14 protein-coding genes are annotated in these 21,051 nt (G+C 43.2%); 11 read left to right on the top strand and 3 right to left on the bottom strand.

The window, feature by feature from the left end:
- Window positions 1-65 precede the first annotated feature (65 nt).
- From BM156_RS16015 to galB, 3 genes are all read left to right on the top strand, one after another.
- Window positions 66-2,105, top strand: a complete 2,040-nt coding sequence (locus tag BM156_RS16015) for an alpha-L-fucosidase (RefSeq protein ID WP_093920911.1) — start codon at window positions 66-68, stop codon at window positions 2,103-2,105.
- A 128-nt stretch (window positions 2,106-2,233) separates the two neighbouring features.
- The gene (locus BM156_RS16010; RefSeq protein WP_093920910.1) at window positions 2,234-5,290 is read left to right on the top strand and encodes a glycoside hydrolase family 2 TIM barrel-domain containing protein; all 3,057 of its coding nucleotides are present in this window, start codon (window positions 2,234-2,236) and stop codon (window positions 5,288-5,290) included.
- Between the two features lie 82 nt (window positions 5,291-5,372).
- Window positions 5,373-7,808, top strand: a complete 2,436-nt coding sequence (gene galB / locus BM156_RS16005; protein ID WP_093920909.1) for a beta-galactosidase GalB — start codon at window positions 5,373-5,375, stop codon at window positions 7,806-7,808.
- A gap of 60 nt (window positions 7,809-7,868) precedes the next feature.
- On the opposite strand, the gene BM156_RS16000 is transcribed toward galB, so the two are convergent.
- Genes BM156_RS16000 through BM156_RS15990 form a run of 3 tightly spaced genes read right to left on the bottom strand, consistent with a single transcriptional unit; the run spans window position 7,869 to window position 10,483 of the window.
- A complete protein-coding gene (locus BM156_RS16000; RefSeq protein WP_093920908.1) occupies window positions 7,869-8,960 on the bottom strand; it encodes a hybrid sensor histidine kinase/response regulator in 1,092 nt (363 codons plus the stop codon).
- Window positions 8,957-9,409, bottom strand: coding sequence for a bacteriohemerythrin (locus BM156_RS15995; protein WP_093920907.1), 453 nt, complete (start codon window positions 9,407-9,409; stop codon window positions 8,957-8,959). Before BM156_RS15995 ends, BM156_RS16000 begins: the two co-directional genes overlap by 4 nt.
- A gap of 24 nt (window positions 9,410-9,433) precedes the next feature.
- Window positions 9,434-10,483: a LacI family DNA-binding transcriptional regulator gene (locus tag BM156_RS15990; protein ID WP_093920906.1), complete on the bottom strand. Its 1,050-nt coding sequence runs from the start codon at window positions 10,481-10,483 to the stop codon at window positions 9,434-9,436.
- A 191-nt stretch (window positions 10,484-10,674) separates the two neighbouring features.
- Between BM156_RS15990 and BM156_RS15985 the strand changes: the two genes are divergently transcribed.
- From BM156_RS15985 to BM156_RS15950, 8 genes are all read left to right on the top strand, one after another.
- Window positions 10,675-11,070: an L-rhamnose mutarotase gene (locus tag BM156_RS15985; protein ID WP_093921007.1), complete on the top strand. Its 396-nt coding sequence runs from the start codon at window positions 10,675-10,677 to the stop codon at window positions 11,068-11,070.
- Window positions 11,063-12,106, top strand: coding sequence for an aldo/keto reductase (locus tag BM156_RS15980; RefSeq protein WP_093920905.1), 1,044 nt, complete (start codon window positions 11,063-11,065; stop codon window positions 12,104-12,106). The genes BM156_RS15985 and BM156_RS15980 overlap by 8 nt, the downstream gene beginning before the upstream one ends.
- A gap of 10 nt (window positions 12,107-12,116) precedes the next feature.
- Window positions 12,117-12,953: an amidohydrolase family protein gene (locus BM156_RS15975; RefSeq protein WP_093920904.1), complete on the top strand. Its 837-nt coding sequence runs from the start codon at window positions 12,117-12,119 to the stop codon at window positions 12,951-12,953.
- A gap of 140 nt (window positions 12,954-13,093) precedes the next feature.
- On the top strand, window positions 13,094-14,110 hold the full coding sequence (locus BM156_RS15970) for a zinc-binding alcohol dehydrogenase family protein (protein WP_093920903.1): 1,017 nt from the start codon (window positions 13,094-13,096) through the stop codon (window positions 14,108-14,110).
- Window positions 14,111-14,122: 12 nt separating this feature from the next.
- Window positions 14,123-15,622: an alpha-L-fucosidase gene (locus BM156_RS15965; RefSeq protein WP_093920902.1), complete on the top strand. Its 1,500-nt coding sequence runs from the start codon at window positions 14,123-14,125 to the stop codon at window positions 15,620-15,622.
- Window positions 15,623-15,777: 155 nt separating this feature from the next.
- Window positions 15,778-16,335, top strand: a complete 558-nt coding sequence (locus BM156_RS15960; protein WP_093920901.1) for a sigma-70 family RNA polymerase sigma factor — start codon at window positions 15,778-15,780, stop codon at window positions 16,333-16,335.
- 106 nt (window positions 16,336-16,441) lie between these two features.
- Window positions 16,442-17,452 carry a FecR family protein gene (locus tag BM156_RS15955; protein ID WP_093920900.1) on the top strand — a complete coding sequence of 337 codons (1,011 nt, stop codon included), beginning with the start codon at window positions 16,442-16,444 and terminating at the stop codon, window positions 17,450-17,452.
- A gap of 224 nt (window positions 17,453-17,676) precedes the next feature.
- Window positions 17,677-21,051, top strand: coding sequence for a TonB-dependent receptor (locus tag BM156_RS15950; RefSeq protein WP_212733536.1), 3,375 nt, complete (start codon window positions 17,677-17,679; stop codon window positions 21,049-21,051).

The following is a 21,051-nucleotide window of genomic DNA, read 5'->3' as shown; positions in this document are numbered from 1 at the left end:
CTGGCGACAAATAAGCTGGGGCTTTGGATCTCAACAGGAGTTTTGTGCGTCCTAAAAACAATCGCATGAAATTATTACGATTTTTATGGTCGATACTCCTCTTCTCCTCAATAGCTGGAGCGACCGCTCAGGAAAAGCTTCCAAAGCCTACGGATCTACAGATGCGTTGGCAAAAGATGGAAACGATTGCATTTGTCCATTTTAGTGTCAACACGTTTACCGACATGGAGTGGGGCTATGGAAATGAGTCTCCACAACTTTTTAACCCGACTGCGCTCAATTGCGAACAGTGGGTAAAGATCTGCAAGGATGCTGGACTGAAAGGTGTCATTTTAACGGCCAAACATCATGATGGATTTTGTTTGTGGCCCTCCGCTTATACCGAACATAGTGTGAAGAATTCACCATGGAAAAACGGGCAGGGAGATGTTGTCCGTGAATTTGCTGAAGCTTGTAAAAAACATGGTCTAAAAATGGGCTTGTATCTTTCCCCATGGGACTGTAATCATCCGGATTATGGCAAGCCAGAATACAATCAGTACTTTAAAAATCAATTGACAGAACTCCTTTCCAATTATGGCGAGTTGTTCGAAATCTGGTTTGATGGAGCCAATGGCGGAAGGGGATACTATGGAACAGATTCGCTACATACACGGAAAATCGACAAAGACTATTACGACTGGCAAGGTTTTATTGATATTGTGAGAGAGTTGCAGCCCAATTGTATTGTGCATGGTGGCGGCTTGCCTGATATCCGCTGGGTTGGCAATGAAGAAGGACACGCTGGGAAAAAACACTGGAGTACCTTGTTGCCGAAAGATCAGTTTAGCAAAGACAAAAGTTTGCCTGCGCAATTGAATGAAGGCCATGAAAACGGAACCCGTTGGTTGCCTTCAGAGACGGATGTTTCGGTAAGACCCGGATGGTATTACCATGCATCAGAAGATCACCAGATGAAGTCATTGCCTCGATTGATGGATATTTACTATGAAAGTGTCGGACGAAACAGTTTGCTGTTACTTAACCTTACGCCTGATAAGCGAGGATTGGTTTATCCAATTGACTCCTTGCGCTTGTTGGAGTGGAAGCGCCAATTGGATTTGGATTTCAAAGAAAACTTAGTGACATCAAAGTGCCGTTTCTCGTCAAACAATAAGAAGAAACTTAAAAAGGCTTTTGACAATAACTACGATTCATACTGGAAGGGCAATGAGGAGAATAGCTTTCTGGAGATTGATTTTCAAAAGCCGGTAACAATGAACCGTCTGCTTATCCAAGAATACATTCCTGAAGGACAGCGAGTAAAAAGTTTCCGGGTAGATTATTTGAACGACAACGAGTGGGTTGAATTAGCTAAAGAAACCACAATCGGTTACAAACGGATTTTGCGCTTTCTTCCGATTACCACGCAAAAAGTACGGATAAGTTTTGAAGAAACCCTGGCTCCGGTAATGATTACGAAAGTAGCTGCTTACAATGCACCAGTCCTTTTGGCTGAACCAACTATTCGTCGCGACCAGCAAGGCATGGTGAGCATCTTGTCTCCCGAAAAATTTGGCGAAGTTTTTTATACCATTGATGGCTCAAGCCCATCTCGTCAATCGAAAAAATATACGGCACCATTTTCTTTCGATGGAAAAGGAACGATTAAAGCAGTTGTTTATAGTGGTGAAAACCACGGAGAAGTGGGAACCCAAACATTTGGACTGTCGAAAGAAAAATGGACGCTAAAAGAGTCCAGCTCTTCCAACTTAAACTTGTTTGATGGTAAGCCGAATACCAGTTGGGTAAGTCCGAAGAAGGAGATGGAAGTGGTGATTGATTTTGGAGAAGCAATTGCCTTCTCTGGATTAACTTACTTACCTGATCAGGCGCGTTGGTCCCGAGGTATCGCACTCAATTACCAGATTTATACCAGTGACAATGGAGAAGATTGGACGAGACTGACAGCAGGCGACTTTTCAAATATTCGGAATAATCCGATTACCCAAACCATTCAGTTTGGAAAGAAAGTAACCACCCGTTTTTTAAAATTTGCGACAAACACTGCTGCTGATGGACAGGAAGTCCTTGGAATTGCAGAACTAGATATTCTTGCCGAGTAGGCACCTGCTTTGTTCTTCATGTTTTTCCCGAGATGAAAACTCATTCGATGGGCTTCATCCCGGGAAAAGCTTTTTTAGAGGGAAGCATTGTGTCATTCAAATTGTAATTAATAACCAGAGAATAAAGAATGAAGAAACTAAGCTTTTTATTATTGGGATGTTTGCTGGGAATGGCTTTGTTCCCGCTTGCAGCGCAGGAATTGCCGGAGTGGCAAAGTCAGTACGCTGTTGGACTCAATAAATTGGCACCACACAGTTACGTGTGGCCTTATCAAAACAAAGAGTCTGTTTTGTCGGGTGAGTATGAAACCTCGCCTTACTTCCAAAGTTTGAACGGAACCTGGAAGTTTCATTGGGTGAAAAATCCGGATACCCGGCCCAAAGACTTTTTCCAACCTGATTTTTATACCGGCGGATGGGCAGATATTCAGGTGCCCGGAAACTGGGAACGTCAAGGATATGGTACGGCAATTTATGTGAATGAGAACTACGAATTTGATCACGAGCTGTTCAATTTTAAGAAGAATCCTCCCTTGGTGCCTTATGCCGAAAACGAAGTGGGTTCATACCGACGGACGTTTACTGTGCCTGAAAACTGGGATGGACGCCGTGTGGTGCTGTGTTTGGAAGGGGTAATTTCCTTTTATTATGTCTGGGTGAATGGCGAGCTGGTGGGTTACAACCAAGGCTCAAAAACGCCTTCAGAATGGGACATTACGGACTACCTGACTGAAGGAGACAATACTTTGGCGGTTGAAGTTTATCGCTGGAGCGCTGGATCGTACCTGGAGTGTCAGGACTTTTGGCGCCTGAGTGGTATTGAGCGGGACGTGTATCTGTACAGCACGCCAAAAGCACATATTGCAGACTATACCGTAACGGCTTCGTTGGAGAAGGAGAACTATCAGGATGGTATTTTCGGTCTGGATGTGTTGGTTGAAGGCTTTTCAGAAGATCAACCCGTGCTGAAGTACCAGCTACTGGATCAGCAAAACAAAACGGTATTCTCCGGAAAAGTTGCCGGCAACTTTGCTGAAGGAACCGGAAGTTACCAGTTGAACGATCAGGTGATTTCGAAGGTGAATGCCTGGAGTGCTGAAAATCCCTACTTGTACCAATTGGTACTGGAACTGGAAACTGCGAAAGGGGACGAGCACCTGACAGGACGCCAGATTGGTTTCCGCACATCGGAAATTAAGAACGGACAGTTTTGTGTGAACGGGAAACCGATTTTGGTGAAAGGGGTGAACCGTCATGAGCACTCACAAAAAGGACGTACGGTGAGCAAGGAACTAATGTTGCAGGACGTTCTGTTGATGAAACAGCACAACATTAACACGGTACGAAATTCGCACTATCCAACGCATCCGTATTGGTACGAGCTGTGTAATCAGTATGGTCTTTACATGATTGATGAAGCCAATATTGAGTCACACGGAATGGGCTACGGACCAGCTTCATTGGCGAAGGATTCTACCTGGTTGCCTGCTCACATGGATCGTGTTCAGCGTATGTTTCATCGGTCTAAAAACCATCCGGCCATTGTTATTTGGTCGTTGGGAAATGAAGCCGGAAATGGCATCAACTTTGAGCGCACTTACGACTGGCTAAAAGCTGCTGATCCTTCGCGCTTGGTTCAGTATGAACGGGCCGAGGAAAACTACAATACCGACATTTATTGCCGCATGTACCGCAGCGTGGATGACATTAAAAAATATGTTTCGCGTGACGATATCTACCGTCCGTTTATTTTGTGTGAGTATGTTCACGCCATGGGTAACAGCGTTGGTGGTTTGCAGGACTACTGGGATGTGTTCGAAAGTGAGCCAATGGCTCAGGGAGGTTGTATCTGGGATTGGGTGGATCAAACCTTCAGCGAAGTGGATGAAAATGGTAAATGGTACTGGTCTTACGGCGGCGACTATGGTCCCGAGAATGTTCCCAGTTTCGGAAGTTTCTGTGCCAACGGTTTGATTAATGCAGCCCGTGAGCCACATCCGCACTTGTATGAAGTGAAGAAGGTGTATCAGAATATCAAAAGTTCCTTGGTTGATCCGGAAAACCTGACCATCTCGGTTAAAAACTGGTTTGATTTTACGAACCTGAATGCCTACACGCTGAACTGGAAAGTTACGGGTGATGATGGACAAGTCATTGAGACAGGAAGCCAGGTGATTGACGCTGCTCCTCAGGAACTGGTTACAGTTACCTTGGGAAAAGTGAAGCTTCCAAAACAGACTGGTGAGGCTTACCTGGACTTAAGCTGGACACCCAATGAGCAGCCAAGCTGGAGCGACGAATTGCCAGAGGTGGCTTACGATCAATTTGTAATCGCTGAAGAGTCATTCAAAAAGAAAAGCACTGTGAAAAGTGATGCAAAAGTGGCGATTCAAATTGATGAGGAAACCGGTGCCTTAAAATCATACACAGTGAATGGCGAAGAGATGCTGGCATCACCTGTTGTTTTAAGTTTGTATCGTCCGATTACGGAAAACGACAACCGGGACAGGAAAAGTGCGCGCTTATGGAAAGCGGCTGGAATCAATCAGTTGAAGCAGACTGCCCGTTCAGTAAAAACGAACTCGAAAGGCGGAACTGCCGTTGTGGAATTGACCAATGCAAAAGATCAAAAGGTGGGTGATGTAACTTTTGTTTACTCCTTGGATAAAGCTGGAAAACTCAGCATTGAAACACAATTGACTCCGGTGGATACCCTGGTGAAAACCTTTGCTCGTGTGGGATTGACTTTTGAAATGCAGGATAGCTACAACCAAGTGAGCTACTTGGGCCGTGGTGACCATGAAACACAAGCTGACAGGAAGCAGTCGGGACGCATTGGTATTTACCAAACAACTGCCGAGCGTATGTTCCACTATTATGTGGTTCCACAGGCTACAGGTAACCGAACCGATACCCGTTGGATGAACCTGACAAACAAAGCCGGAAAAGGTTTGGCTTTTGACTCGGAGAAACTGTTTCAGTTTAGTGTTCGTCCTTATTCCGATGAGGTAATCGAAAAGGCCAAACATATCAACGAATTGTACCGCACCGGAAAGGTGACCATTCATTTGGATGCCGAACAAACCGGTGTTGGAACCGCAACTTGTGGTCCGGGCGTACTGCCCCAATACGAGGTGGAGGTAAAAGATTATTCATTTGAGTTTACAATTCGACCGATTGAATAAGTGCAAGATTTAAGAAACGGGGGCTTCTTTTTGGAAAGCCCCCGTTTCATTTTAATTTAGCTGAGTCATTAAAAATTAGAAGATGAAACTACTAACTCATTTAACTATTATTTTGAGCATTTGGCTTATGCTTTGCTCTGCTTCTCCTCCTCCGAGGCAGGTTTCCCAATTAGATGCTAACTGGCAGTTTACGCGGGAAGATGTTTCCGGCGCAGAACAGCCAGGCCTGTCAACAGCAGGCTGGGAGACGGTATCGGTTCCGCACGACTGGGCGATTTACGGTCCGTTTGACCCGGAGGTGGATAAACAAACCGTTTTGATTACCCAAAACAAGGAAAAGGTAGCTACTGAAAAGACCGGAAGAACCGGTGCGTTGCCGCATATTGGCGTGGGCTGGTACCGAAAAACATTTGCCGTGCCTGATTTAACTTCGGATAAAAAGGCTTTGCTGGTTTTTGATGGCGCCATGAGCGAAGCTCAGGTGTATGTCAATGGTCAGAAAGTAGGGGAGCGCCCCTACGGCTACAGCTACTTCTATTTCGATATTACCAACTACCTGAATAAAGAAGGAGAGAACCTGTTGGCTGTTCGCCTGGAAAACCAGTCTTTTGCTTCGCGTTGGTATCCCGGAGCCGGCTTATACCGGAAAGTTCAGTTGATTGTAAAGGATCAAGTGAGCTTTAAGCACTGGGGAACTTTTATTACTACTCCGTTTATTTCTGACGATCAGGCTAAGGTTCAGATTCAATCGCGGGTGAATGGAAAGGACGTTCGGGTTGAAGCGCAGATTAAAGATGCAGCCGGTAAGCTAATTGCCTCCAACGCTTCTTCGCAGCAGTTTGGCGATGAAATTGAACTGAACCTGGGGATTTCGTCTCCGCAATTATGGGGGCCGGAGCACCCGAATTTATACTATGCCGAACTTAAGCTTTACCAGGGCAATGAACTAAAAGATGAAGAAACGATTCGCTTTGGTGTACGCGAAATCAGCTACACGGCTGAACATGGCTTTTTGCTGAATGGAGAGTCCACCAAGTTTAGAGGAGTGTGTCTGCATCACGACCTGGGGCCTTTGGGAGCTGCCGTGAATACGGCTGCCTTGCGTCGGCAGTTAACGATCTTGAAAGATATGGGTTGCAATGCCATCCGTTCTTCACACAACATGCCTTCGATGGAACAACTGGAGCTTTGTGATGAGATGGGCTTTTTGTTTTTGGCCGAAAGCTTTGACGAATGGGCTAAGCCCAAGGTGAAGAATGGCTATAACCGCTTTTTTGATGTGTGGGCCGAAAAGGATGTGGTGAACCTGGTTCATGCAACCCGCAATCACCCCAGTATTGTGATGTGGAGTTCGGGTAATGAAGTGCCGGACCAACATGGCAGTGTGGGCGTGAAAAGAGCCAAGTGGCTGCAGGAGATCTTTCACCGGGAAGACCCGACCCGACCGGTAACAGTTGGGATGGACCAGGTGAATGCCACGATGAAAAGTGGCTTTGGAGCAATAATGGACATCCCCGGACTGAATTACCGGGTGCATTTGTATGAGGAAGCTTATGAGCGCTTTCCGCAGGGGTTTATCCTGGGATCGGAAACGGCATCAACAGTCAGCTCCCGTGGAATTTACAAATTTCCAGTGGAGCCTGGTAAAAACAAGACCTATGATGACCTGCAGTGTTCCTCCTATGATCTGGAAGCCTGTAGTTGGTCCAATGTCCCGGATGATGATTTTGTACTGCAGGATGATAAGCCCTGGGTGATTGGCGAGTTTGTCTGGACTGGATTTGATTACCTGGGGGAGCCCACTCCTTATGATGAAGCCTGGCCTTCGCGCAGTTCCTACTTTGGCATCTGCGACCTGGCCGGACTTCCCAAAGACCGCTATTACCTTTACCGGAGCCGCTGGAACACAAAGGATGAAACTCTACATGTACTTCCGCACTGGAACTGGGAAGGTCGCAAAGGCCAAGTAACTCCTGTGTTTGTTTACACCAACTACGACAGTGCAGAACTGTTTGTTAACGGGGTGAGCCAGGGGATTCAGCACAAGAGCCGGGAGAGCAACCAGCACCGTTACCGGTTGATGTGGATGGATGTTCGTTATGAGCCCGGAAGCCTGAAAGTAGTTGCTTTTGACAAGGCTGGCAATCCGGTAGCCGAAAAGGAGATTCATACGGCTGGAAAACCGCATCATCTCGAGTTGGAAGCTGACCGAACGGTGATTGACGCCGATGGAAAAGACCTGAGCTATGTAACAGTGACGGTTGTTGACCGAAACGGAAATCCTTGTCCGAATGCCACGAATCAGCTGAATTTTAGTGTGAGTGGAGCAGGGAAGTTCCGGGCTGTTTGCAATGGCGATGCCACTTCGCTGGAGTTGTTTCACAAGCCAACTATGCAGGCTTTTAGTGGTAAGCTGGTGGTTACCCTGCAATCCTTAAAAGATGAAGCCGGTGAGATCTCACTCAAAGTAAAAGGAAAAGGCCTGAAAGCAGCCGAACTATCGATTAAGGCTGAATAATATTGGGAGAATCTCAATTGGGAAAGGGTAATTGCGAATGAGCTGTTACCCTTTTTTCGGCTAGTTACTTTCTTGAATTGGTAATTTGAGCGTAAAGGTAGAGCCCTCATTCAGCTTGCTGTTGACTTCAATCTCCCCTTGATGTAAGTTGATTAGTTCTTTGGTTAATATAAGTCCAAAGCCTGTTCCTGCTTCTCCGGCTGTCCCTTTCAGGCTAACACGATTTTTTAAGTTGAACAGGTTATTGATTGTTGTTTCATCCATGCCAATGCCGTTGTCCGAAATAGCAATTTCCAGACAGTCATTGGTTGCCTTGGTGTCAATTGCTATGTGCCCATTAATACGCGTGAATTTGATGGCGTTACTCAATAGGTTCCTAATGGCGCTAAGCAAGATATTTCGATCGCCAGAAATTTTCACCTCTGGTTCGCAGGAAAAGGTGATGGTGATCTTCTTTAATGCCGCAGAACAAGAAATTGTATTGATTGCTTCCTCAATGATTTGTTTGGCTAAAATCTTTTGACTGCTTGCTATTTGTCCTGTTTGTATGTTTCGGGAATAACTTAAAAGCTCATCCAGTAAGTTTAACGTCTGGTTCGAAATCCCGTTGATTAGCTTAACGTTTTGCTTGTGTGGATCTGAATCATTCAGGTCTTTCAAAATTAGATCAGATAGACCGATTAATGCATTGAATGGATTGCGAAGATCATGGGCAATCAACGAATAGATTTGATTGCGCGTTTCAATCAGCTGGTTAAGTTGCTTTTGTTGCTGCTGAATCAATGTATGGATCGTTACTTTCGAAAGAAGTTCTTCGGCTTGAAAAGGTTTCAAAATAATATCCCTGCAACTGTGTTTAAAGGCTTCAGAAATGTTTTCGAAATCGGTCTTCTCGGCCAGGAAAATCACTGGCGTTTCCTGATTCTTTTTTGATGATTTTATCTTATGGCATGTTTCAAAACTATTGACTGGCATTCTGACATCGAGTAAGACTAGTTCAAATTCAATTTGTTCGCATAGGTCAAGTGTTTGTTTACACGATGTCGCTTGGAGTACCTCAAAATCCAGTGGATGGAGTAATTTGGTAATTAGCTCGGTATTCTCCTGTTTATCATCAACGATTAGAAGTTTGGGTTGCCTAAAGTCTTTCACTTGCTAATGTTTAGGTTATAATAATATTGATCGACATCAATGTTGTTTTCCTGAATGAAGGTTTTTATTTTAATATCCTCATGAATGGTGTGGTTCACAAACCATTGGTGCAGGAAACGGGCATATTGACCAAAATCCTCTGCTTTGTGTTTATAAAGATTGAGGTATTCCAGCAGCTCAAAATGGTCTTTCTGGTGTTTATTGTAATCGGGATAATTGATACGTCTCATGAAATTCTCTTCGCTGATGAAATGAAACTCAGCATATTTTTCTATTTCAGAGATGAGTCGGCTCAAATCTTTAGCCGCTAGTTGATTATTGATGGCGTAACAAAAGGAGTTAATCAACTCCAGAAAAACTTTGTGTTCAAAGTCAATTCTTTCAATTCCGGTTTCGTAAGCTTTATGCCACTTTAACCGTTTTTCATTGTCGTTAGTAGTTGTAGTCATATCGTTGTGTTTAGTTCTCTATTATCACCAAGCCGTTTCTGCATCATCATGATCTCCATGACATGTCTTTTGAGAAGATTTCCGAATGATCAATTGGGTTTGTAATACAACGGGTGTGGAATACTGCTTGTTGTCCTTGCTTTGGAAGAACAGGCGAGCTGCTTCTTGCCCAATAGCATAAGTAGGGTGAGTGATTGAGGTTAAGGGAGGATCAACCACCATCGCATGAAAATCGTCTGTAAACCCAACTAAGCCAACGTTATCGGGAATTTTTAATCCCCGTTCTTTAATTTTTTGCATCGCTGCAAAAGCTACTGTGTCGTTAATGCCAAATACAGCATCAGGAGGATTGGCAGTATCCAGCAGTCGGGCCATTGCTTGTTTGGCTGATTCAAATGATAGGTTGCAGTGCTCAATTAGTTCTGGATCTTCGGGAAGACCAGATTGTTTTAGCCCTTCCAGGTAGCCAGCCATACGCTCCTTCGTAATATTTAGCTGGTCGGGTCCTGATATAAAGGCAATTCGGCGATAGCCCTGCTGATAAAAATGCTGCGTAATTTTCTGGGCTGCGGCTTTGTTGTCAACAGTCACCGTAGGAACCCGATCGGAAAGGCAAATACGATCAAAAAAGACCAAGGGAATACTCCGTTCGATCAAGGCTTCGAAATGCTCTGTGCTCTGGGTTTCCTGTGTCTGACAAATAATAAAACCTTCAACCCTGGCTTTTAACAAATTCTCAATGGCTTGTTTCTCTTTTTCAACCGATTCATTTGAGCTGGCGAGTAAAATAAAATAGCCCATCTCATTGGCTACTTGCTCAATCCCTGAAATAATGGAAGCATAAAAATGAGTAACCAAATCAGGAACAATCACACCAATCATGCGGGTTTCCTGTTTTAGTAAACCCATTGCTAGCGGGTTGGGCGTGTAGTTTTTGGAGAGAGCTAATTGCTTTACTTTCTCTTTCACTTCAGAACTAATGTCGGGATGATCTCTCAGCGCTCTCGAAACCGTGGAGATGGATACATTTAGTTCTTTAGCCAGGTCTTTTAATGAAATGTGCCTGCTCGTCATAGTCATCCTCTTTTCACAAAAATAGTTTTTTCTTTCAATGAAGAGGTGTTGAAAAGCAACTGCATATGTTCTTTAGTAGTTTTTTTAAATTGCAAAGCTTAGCGCAAAGCTTTGCATGATAATATCTGGATATGTCGTTTGGAATCAATGAATTCTTTATTGAAAATTTGAAGTTGATAAAACAGGTTGCAATGAAGTTTAAGAGATACTGTAAAACAATTCAACTGGAAAATGATCCAGCATTGATTGAAGCCTATAAAAAAGTGCATCAGCCTGAAGCGTCTTGGCCCGAAATAAGCCAAGGGATGAAGGAGATTGGAATCCTCGATATGGAAATCTACATCCACGAAAACAGGCTGTTTATGATTATGGATACAGTTGCGGATTTTGATCATGACGCGGCAATGAAGGCCTTGGCGGAGAAACCAAGACAAGCGGAATGGGAGGCTTACGTTTCTCAGTTTCAACGCACCAGTTCTGAGGCAACCGCTGGCGAAAAGTGGGTGTTGATGGAACGTATTTATGAGATGGATCAACGGCAGACTTTTGATGCGATTGATGGCCGGCAAAAACAAGCCCATGAGTAAGATAAATACAAAGGCTAATTGCCAATTGAATTTCCCGCGAATAATTTATGGGACAAGCTATTTAGGTAATTTGTATCGAGCGTTAAGTAAGAGTGAGAAACTAGCCCTGATGAAGGAATGGTTCAAGGTAGCGGATGGCCCTGTGATGATTGATAGTGCAGGGAAATACGGAGCTGGATTGGCTTTGGAAGTCATTGGTCAAGGATTGGATGAATTGGGAATTGATCCCCGGCAGATTACCATTAGTAATAAGTTAGCTTGGTATCGGGTACCCTTGAAAACCACTGAACCAACATTCGAGCCGGGGGCGTGGGCTAATTTGAAATACGATGCTGTTCAGAAGATCAGTTACGATGGTATCCTGGAATGTTGGCAGCAAGGAGCTCAACTACTGGGGCCGAAGTATAAACAGCAAGTGGTATCTGTTCATGATCCGGATGAGTACTTAGCGGCCGCCAAAAATGAAAATGACCGTCAGCAACGGATGACCGATATTTTAGGTGCTTATCGGGCTTTGTTTGAGCTAAAGGAAAAGGGAGAAGTTAAGGCCGTTGGAATTGGTGCAAAGGATTGGTCTGTTATTTTGGAGCTGTACCAGTACGTCAATTTTGACTGGGTGATGTTTGCCAATAAATTTACGCTTTATCATCATCCTCAGGCTATCGTTGATTTTATTCGGCAACTGGATGACAATGGAACCTGTGTGATTAATTCGGCAATTTTTAATGCCGGATTTCTAACTGGAGGAGCCTATTTCGATTACCGCATTCCGAATCCAACGAATCTTGCTGACCAAAAACTTTTTAAATGGCGAGAAAACTTTTTCAAGGTTTGCCAAAAGTATCAGGTGAAGCCTGGCGATGCCTGCTTGAAGTTTGCCTTGTCTGCACCTCAGATTAAGGCCGTAGCTCTTAATCCGAGTAAGCCCAAGCGAATGGCCAATAATAAGCGAGTGTTGGAAACTGAATTGCCGCGGGCTTTTTGGGACGAGCTTAAAACACGAGGAGTGATTGATCCTACGTATCCTTTCGTATAAAACTGAGACTATGATAATTGATTCACATCATCATTTTTGGTCCTATAATTCCGAAGAATTTGGATGGATTGATGACGACATGGCAACGATTCGGAGAAACTACTTTCCAGAAGATCTGGCAATTGAATTGGATGAGAACAGTGTTGAAGGTGTTGTTACCGTTCAGGCCAGGCAAAGCATGGAAGAGACAGCTTGGTTGCTGCAACTGGCGATCGAAAATAAATTCATGAAAGGAGTTGTTGGGTGGATGCCTTTGCGTGATGCCGCAATTGAATCTCTTCTGGAAAAGTATTCGCACAATCCTTGGTTAAAAGGGGTACGGCATGTGGTACAGGGAGAACCTGATCCTGAGTTTATCTTGGGGAAAGCGTTTAATCGAGGGGTGGCCTTATTGAAGAACTATGGTTTGGTGTATGATATCCTGATTTTTGAACATCAGTTACCACAAACAATCCGGTTTGTCGATCAACATCCAGAGCAGCAGTTTGTCGTGGATCACATAGCCAAACCCAATATTCGAAATAATGAAATTGAAAACTGGAGTAAAAATCTGAGGGAGTTGGCACTTCGCCCTAATGTTGCCTGTAAACTCAGTGGGATGGTTACCGAAGCAGATTACTGGCACTGGACCGAAGCCCAGCTACAGCCATATTTTGATATGGTATTGGAGGCATTTGGACCTTCACGCTTGATGTTCGGTTCTGACTGGCCGGTATGCTTGGTAGCTACTCGATATGCTTGTTGGATTCAAGTAGTTAACAAAGCGATGAAGCAGTTAACCAGCGAGGAACAGCATCAGATTTTTTATGAAAATGCCGTGAAGATTTATCAGTTGTCGGCCTCATGATAAGTCCGGAAATACCCAGAAGCAAAGCTCATTCTGGAGGGCAATAGTTTCTTGAAAGGTTGAAGCTTGGGCTTTGGGTTTCGGAGTATGGATAGCGCATCTAATAGCTAAATTCTAACATCTAATGTCTTAATAAATAAATGAAAGCAATAGAAATAGCGAAAGCTGGTGAAATAAAGATCGTTGAACGTCCATTGCCGGAAGTTGGAAGCGGGGATGTTTTATTGAAAGTGAAATACGTTGGATTCTGTGGATCAGATTTGAGTACATTTTTAGGAAAGAATCCAATGGTGACTTACCCCCGGATTCCTGGCCATGAGATTTCTGCTGAGATTGTTACTCTTGGGAATCAGGTGCCAGATTCATTAGCTATTGGGCAAAATGTAACGGTCGTTCCATACACTCATTGTGGGCAATGTACATCGTGTAAGCAGAAACGATATAATGCTTGTCGGTATAACCAAACGCTTGGAGTACAGCGCGATGGTGCCATGTCTGAATTTATTGCTGTTCCTTGGGAGAAGGTATTGGTCGCTAATGCATTGAATGCAATTCAATTAGCCCTAGTGGAGCCTTTGACAGTGGGCTTTCACGCCATTGACAATGCCCGGGTGACAGATTCGGATACAGTCATGGTTTTTGGATGTGGGATGATTGGGGCCGGTGCAATTGTTCGGGCTGCACGTAGAGGCGCAATAGTAATTGCCGTTGATATTGACGATGAGAAACTGACCGTTGCAAAACAGTTGGGAGCTGACTTTACAATCAACTCTCGGACACAAGATTTGCACGACGAAGTTCAGTCAATGACTCATGGCGATGGCCCTTCCGTAGCAGTGGAGGCTGCAGGAGATCCACATACTTATCGAAGTGCCATTGAAGAAGTTGCTTTCGCTGGTCGAGTGGTATGTATTGGCTATGCCGGAACCGATGTGCCCATTCCGACCAAACTGTGGGTGCAGAAAGAATTGGAGATTATGGGCTCACGCAATGCTAATCCGGCTGACTTTGAAGCGGTCATTAAATACCTGAGCAAAACGTCACCCAACTTGGATCTGTTAGTGTCGAAAGTGGTGACGGTGCAAAAAGCTGGATTGATGATGAAAACATGGGCAGAAAGCCCCGGCTCACTATTGAAGATTTTAGTGCAATTCTAGATATATTGATAAATGAAACGAAATAGTTTTCTATTGATAATGCTGGTTGTTCTCTTTGGTTGTGGAACAACCTCATCGGAACAAACCTCAAGTTATGAGGATAGCTGGGAATCATTGGCTAAGCACAATGAGGAGCCTGACTGGTTTAAAAATGCCAAATTTGGCATCTATTTTCATTGGGGTGTTTATTCGGTGCCAGCCTTTAAAACGGAGTGGTATCCGCGACACATGCATTTTGAACATGGTTGGTCTGATGGACTCGTTTATAAGCATCATCTAAAAACGTATGGACATCCATCCGAATTTGGCTATCACGACTTTGTTCCCATGTTTAAAGCCGAGCATTTTGATGCTAGCCAATGGGCTGATCTGTTTGAAAAGGCGGGCGCTCGTTTTGCTGGTCCGGTAGCCGAGCATCATGATGGCTTTTCGATGTGGGATAGCGAAATTACTCCCTGGAATGCGATGAATAAAGGACCGCATCAAGATATAACCGGGGAGTTGGGAAAGGAGATTAAAGCGCGGGGGATGAAGTTTATTACAACCTTCCATCATGCCCGAAATCTTCAACGTTATTGGGGAAAGGAAGGAGAGAAGAACTTTGAGAATAGCCATTATCCGCTGATTGAAGGAATGCCTCAATCCAAACATGATCCAGAGCTGGATTATTTGTATGGCAACATTCCGGAAGAGAAGTGGCTGGAAGAAGTATGGTTTGGAAAGTTGAAAGAAGTCATCGATAAGTATCAACCCGATATTATTTGGTTTGATTCGTGGTTAGACCAAATCCCGGAAAGCTATCGCCAAAAGTTTTGCGCTTATTACTTGAATGAAGCGCAAAAGCAGGATAAGGAAGTTGTCATTGTCCGGAAGCAGGATGATTTGCCGCTGACCGTTAGTGTTGATGATCTGGAAAAGTCGCGCAAAAACAAGATGGGTGAGAAGGTTTGGATGACTGATGAGACATTGAGCACAGGAAGCTGGTGCTACACCGAAGACTTGGTTCTGAAGCCTGCTGCGGATGTGCTTCATGTGCTAATCGATATCGTTAGTAAGAATGGTGTATTGCTACTTAATATTTCTCCAAAATCGGATGGAACCATTCCCAATGGACAACAGCAAATTTTGCTATCAATGGGAGATTGGCTTAAAAAATATGGTGAAGCTATTTATGACACCCGTCTTTGGATTTCGTATGGCGAAGGACCAACGGTGCAACCGGAAGGGCATTTCAATAATCACCAGGATTTTTTGAATGTGAAGTATTCGGAAAAAGACATTCGCTATACAATGAAAAATGATGTTGTTTATGCAACTACTTTGGGAAGTCCAAATGCTGAAGAATCCTTGCTGATGAAAGCGTTTGCCAAAACAAATTTGAAAATCAAAAATGTGTCTGTTTTAGGTTCAGAGCAGGATGTTGTTTGGAAAATGACCACTGAAGGTTTGCAAATTGAAAGAGGTTTTCCTGTGGTTGATGATATGGCGCAAGTTTTTAAAATTCAGTTTTAAAGACCTGCTAGTCAAACTAGCTGTAGATGAAAGGTGGTGACTGATTTGGAGAAGAGTGAGGCCCTTTTGTGGTAGAATAGGAAAAGTGAATTATATTTGAAGCTTTGCTTATTCTTGCTTAAGGTAGAACATGAATTCAGTTAGAACGTGTTGACATGATTAGTAGTAACAGGATCCGGTTAAAGGGGGGAGAACAGGTCGATATCCATGACTTTTTCCATTCTACTTATGCCGGGTTTACATCATTTGCTTCAAAATACATTCCTGACCTTGCTGTATGCGAGGACATTGTTCAGGATGTGTTCCTGGCATTTTATGAGAAGCCAAGAATCTTTGAAAATCTGTATCAGGTCAAATCTTTTTTCTACACTTCCATTCGTAATCATTGTTTGGATCATATAAAACATCAGAAAGTAACTAACAAATATAAAGACTATCAGCTGAAAGGGGAGGCAGAAGTAGATTTCTTCTTTGGGGAGATGGTGCGGGTTGAAGCCTTTAATATTGTTTATGAGGAAGTCAATAAACTTCCAAAAGTAATGAAACAGGTGCTACTATTGGTTTTGAAAGACTATTCAACCAAAGAAATAGCTGATAAAATTGGGATTGCCATTAGCACTGTGAAAACACATAAAGCCCGCGCAATGAAAATTCTTCGCGAACGATTGGATAACTTATTGTTGCTTTTTATCTCTTGGATTAGAGGGAAATAACATCTTTTCTAAAAAAAAGAATTTTTTTTCTTCACTTGTAGTCCTTTTCATTCTTGATGTCGTTGTACATACAAAATTAGGATTGATACACTTTTTTAAAGAAGGAATGAAACTACAGGATGCGATAAGGAAAGGACTGTTTCTCGGAAAGTACATTACTGGAAAGGAAACAAGGGAAGAGCACCAAGAACTGAAGAGTTGGACAGAAGCTGGTTCTGCCAACAAAGAGCTTTTTAAAAAGCTAACGAGTCATTCTGAAATTGCCACTCAGCTAGAACAGTATGATTCGGTGAATACTTCAAGGGCTTGGAACAAGTATCGAGAGCGAATTAGGCAGTACAAGCTTGAGAAAAGCCTTTTCAGGTGGCGAATTGCTGCCATTCTGTTCTTTATCATCGGGATCGGGGGCCTTATTGGAAATGCCATTATTGACGCATCTTTCGAAGATACGCCCTCCAATTTTACAACCGTATCGACAATCAATGGTGAGAGCTCCAAAATAACTTTGCCTGATCAATCTACAATTTGGCTGAACGGAGGAACATCAATCCAATATAGTACCGATTTTTCTGCTGATAACCGGGAGATTTCGCTTGATGGAGAGGCTTATTTTCAGGTAGCCAAGAATCGGAAACTTCCTTTTGTGGTTGACTGCGACGGTCTAAAAGTGCGCGTTTTAGGAACTAGTTTTAATGTTAGCAATTATGCTGATGATGAAACCATAAGCGTTGTGCTGGAGCAGGGAGCTGTTGAGCTAAGCCCGGAACTCAAGTCGCAAAAGTATGACTTGAAGCCTGGCGAAAAAGCAGATTACAATCGGAAAACACAAGATTTGACAATTCGGAAAGTTGATACTTACCAATTTACTTCATGGAAAAAAGGCTTGCTCATTTTTAAAGGTGAGACGATGAGGGAAGTCGTTAAAAAGCTAGAGCGTTGGTATAATGTTTCAATTGATGTTAGAAATCCAGAGATCTATGAACTGATATTTACTGCTACAATTCTACACGAAGATGTGGAAGAGATTCTGGAACTAATTCGGTTTAGTTGCTCGATCAATTATAACATCGTTTTAAGTCAAGACCCAGATACACCCATTAAAATAACCATGTATTAACAAGTGTAAAACGTGATTGCCTATGTGAAAAAACACAAAAACAACTAAAAAGGAGATGCGACAACATCTCCCTTTGATTTCATCATGCCTTCAGCTTTTGGACGAACAGAAGGCATAATTCAATTTGAATAATAATTCCAAATCGAAACAAATTTATGAAAAAAAAAGATTTTTTATCGATCTCAGAACGACGAAGTTTCTGGGATTCTAAACCGTTTATGGTAATGAGAATAACGCTGATAATGCTTTGCATCTTTATTGGTCAAACATTCGCCATCGACTCGTATTCGCAAAACAGCCGATTGAGTCTTAAGATGTCTGATGTAACCATCAAAAATGTATTGAGTGAAATTGAGAATCAAACGGAATATTACTTCATGTATGAAGCAAGTAAGATTGATGTCAATAAGAAGGTGCATATTTCCGTACAGGACAGGACTGTTGATGAAGTCCTGGATCAATTATTTACAGACTCTGATGTCATTTACATCATTAACAACCGCCAAATTGCCTTGAGCACTGAAAAGGCATGGTTAGCAACCCAACAACCTAAAACAATATCAGGGGTAGTTACCGATGGTTCTGGTTTGCCTTTGCCTGGTGTAACCGTTATGGTAAAAGGAACGACCTCGGGAACAATCACCAACGATGCCGGAGAATACGTCTTGAAAGATGTAAAACAGGGCGTTACCTTATTATTCTCGTTTGTAGGAATGAGAAGTTACGAAACCATTGTGTCAGGTAATTCTGTTATCAATGTGGTTATGGAAGAGGAAACCATTGGCATTGAGGAAGTGGTTGCTGTTGGTTATGGTGTGCAGAAGAAGGTGAACTTAACAGGAGCTGTAGAACAAGTTACTTCTGAGACCTTGGAAAACCGCCCGGTTGCTAACGTGCAGCAGGCGATTCAGGGGGCTTTGCCAAGTATGAACTTTAGCGTAGGTGATGGTGGTGGAGAGCCCGGTTCGTCTATGGGAATGAGCATTCGTGGGGTTGGATCACTTGAAGGAACCGATGCCCCATATGTTTTGGTTGATGGTGTTCCTGTTGACAACATCAACGATATCAGTCCTGATGATATTGAAAGCATCTCTGTTTTGAAAGATGCTGCCTCTGCCGCAATCTATGGTGCTCGCGCCGCTTATGGGGTTGTGCTTATTACAACAAAAGAAGGAAAAGAAGGCGTTAAGGTAAGCTATTCAAACACCTTTACTTTTTCATCTCCGCTAAAACTGCCAGAGATGATGAACTCTTTGGAGTTTGCAGGGTATTTTAACGAAGCTAGTTTAAATGACGGCGATTCTGCTCCGGTTTTTTCCGATGAAGTACTTGACCGCATTAAGCAATACGCAAAGGATCCGTCAAGCATTGATGGAACATTCCCTGAACCAGGAAACCCTGATCGTTGGGGAGCTTACATGACGGCCAATGCCAATACCAATTGGTTTGATGTATTTTATAAAGATTCGAGCCCTCGCCAAAACCATACCTTGAGTGTTTCAGGGAAAAAGGATAAAGTAAATTACTATGTATCCGGAGGTTACTATGATGAGAAAGGACTGTTGAAGTATGGCGATGATGAGTACAAACGCTACACGATGAACTCAAAAATCACGAGTGATGTGAATAGCTTTTTGTCATTGCGTGCCAATGTAAAATACACACGGAGTGTAACCGATCGTCCGAGCTATGACCGGTTTCTATTTTATCACAATATTGCCCGTCGCTGGCCAACCAACCCATTATACACGCCTGATGGGGATTACCATCAAAGTTCTGAGATTCCCTTCCTTTTGTCAGGACGGAGTAAAAGCTCAACAGATAACTTTTTGATTTCAACAGGTGCTGTTTTGGAGCCTATTAAGGACTGGAAAATTAACTTGGACTACAACTGGTCAGTAAGGTCGAACATGGGCAACAATCACTATGGATCAGTTATTCTGCATGGTCCTAACGATTTGACGTATACTGGTCGAACAAATACGAGTTATTCAGCTAGTGCCAGTAAAAAGACCTATTCTTCTCCAAACATCTTTACAACTTACGATAAAGAATTTGACTCAGGACATGCTTTTAGTGTTTTGGCTGGTTTCCAACAAGAACTGGAACAATACGAGTGGGTGTCTGCTTCAAAGCAAGGCTTGATTACGGATGAAGTACCATCAATTAGCACTGCAACAAGTGAGCAAGATGATGTAAACGACAGCAAATGGCATTGGGCTACCCGTGGTTTCTTTGGCCGGATCAATTACAACTACAAAGAGAAGTATCTGCTGGAAGTGAATGCTCGTTATGATGGCTCTTCTAAGTTCCCAGGAGATGAACGTTGGGGATTGTTCCCTTCTGTATCGGTAGGTTATAACCTGGCTAAAGAAGATTTTTTTAATGTTGAACCAATTGATATTCTGAAAATAAGAGGTTCATGGGGATCGCTTGGTGATCAACTGGGCAATAAAAGCCAGTTCCTTTACCTGTATGTGCCAACAATTCCTGTTAAGACTAACAACTGGTGGATTATGGGAGATAGCCGACCAAACTATGCTTCTTTACCTGGTTTGATTAGCCCAACCCTAACTTGGACGAAAGTTAAAACAACTAACGTAGGTTTGGATTGGGGAATGTTAAATAACCGTTTAACTGGTTCGTTAGATGTGTTTGAACGTTACATTAGCGACTTACCTGGACCAGCCGAAGCTTTGCCTGGAGTACTAGGAACAAGTGCTCCTTTGGTAAACAACACTGAGTTGAAAGGACGTGGATTCGAGTTGGTATTGGGTTGGAAAGATCAGATTCGTGAGTTCTCATACTACGTAAAAGCAACATTGTCAAACGCGAAAACCAAAGTCGCTAAATACCGCAACCCAACTGGTATTCTTACTACCTACTACGAAGGTCAGGAGTTAGGCGATATTTGGGGATACGAAACTGAAGGTATCGCCCAAAAGGATAGTGATTTTGATAATTGGCATGATCAGTCAAAGCTTAGTGGACAAGAGTGGAGAGCTGGAGATATCATGTACAAAGACCTGAATGACGATGGTGTGATTGATTGGGGGGATGATACCGTTGGTAATCCTGGTGATAAAAAGGTCATTGGTAATAGCACGCCTCAATACCAGTATGCACTGTCAGCAGGTGGAAACTGGAAAGGGATTGATTTCTCAATGCTTTGGACCGGAGTTGCTAAACGTGATCTTTGGATTACTGGCCCATATTTCTGGGGAGGTACCGGCGGTGTATGGCAGTCAGCTGGTTTCAAATCACACTTGGATTACTGGTCAGAAGATAACCCAGATGCTTATTATTCTCGTCCATACTTAACCAACGGTGGAAAAAACCAAAATAAGCAAACCCGTTATTTGCAAAATGGAGCATACGTTCGTCTAAAAAATATTCAATTGGGATACACCTTGCCTAAGATGTTTGTTCAGAAGTTGAAGCTATCGAAAGTTCGCTTTTATGTCACAGGCGAAAACCTGTTTACAATCACCGATCTGAGCGATGTTTTTGATCCTGAAACAACGGGAGGTTCTTGGGGAGCAGGTAAAATCTATCCTTTACAGAAAAGTGTAGCATTTGGAATGAATGTATCCTTTTAA

Source organism: Sunxiuqinia elliptica (assembly GCF_900113005.1).
GTDB lineage: Bacteria > Bacteroidota > Bacteroidia > Bacteroidales > Prolixibacteraceae > Sunxiuqinia > Sunxiuqinia elliptica.
Note: the sequence above shows the minus strand (reverse complement) of the source record. Positions and strands in the feature narration are given on the sequence as shown.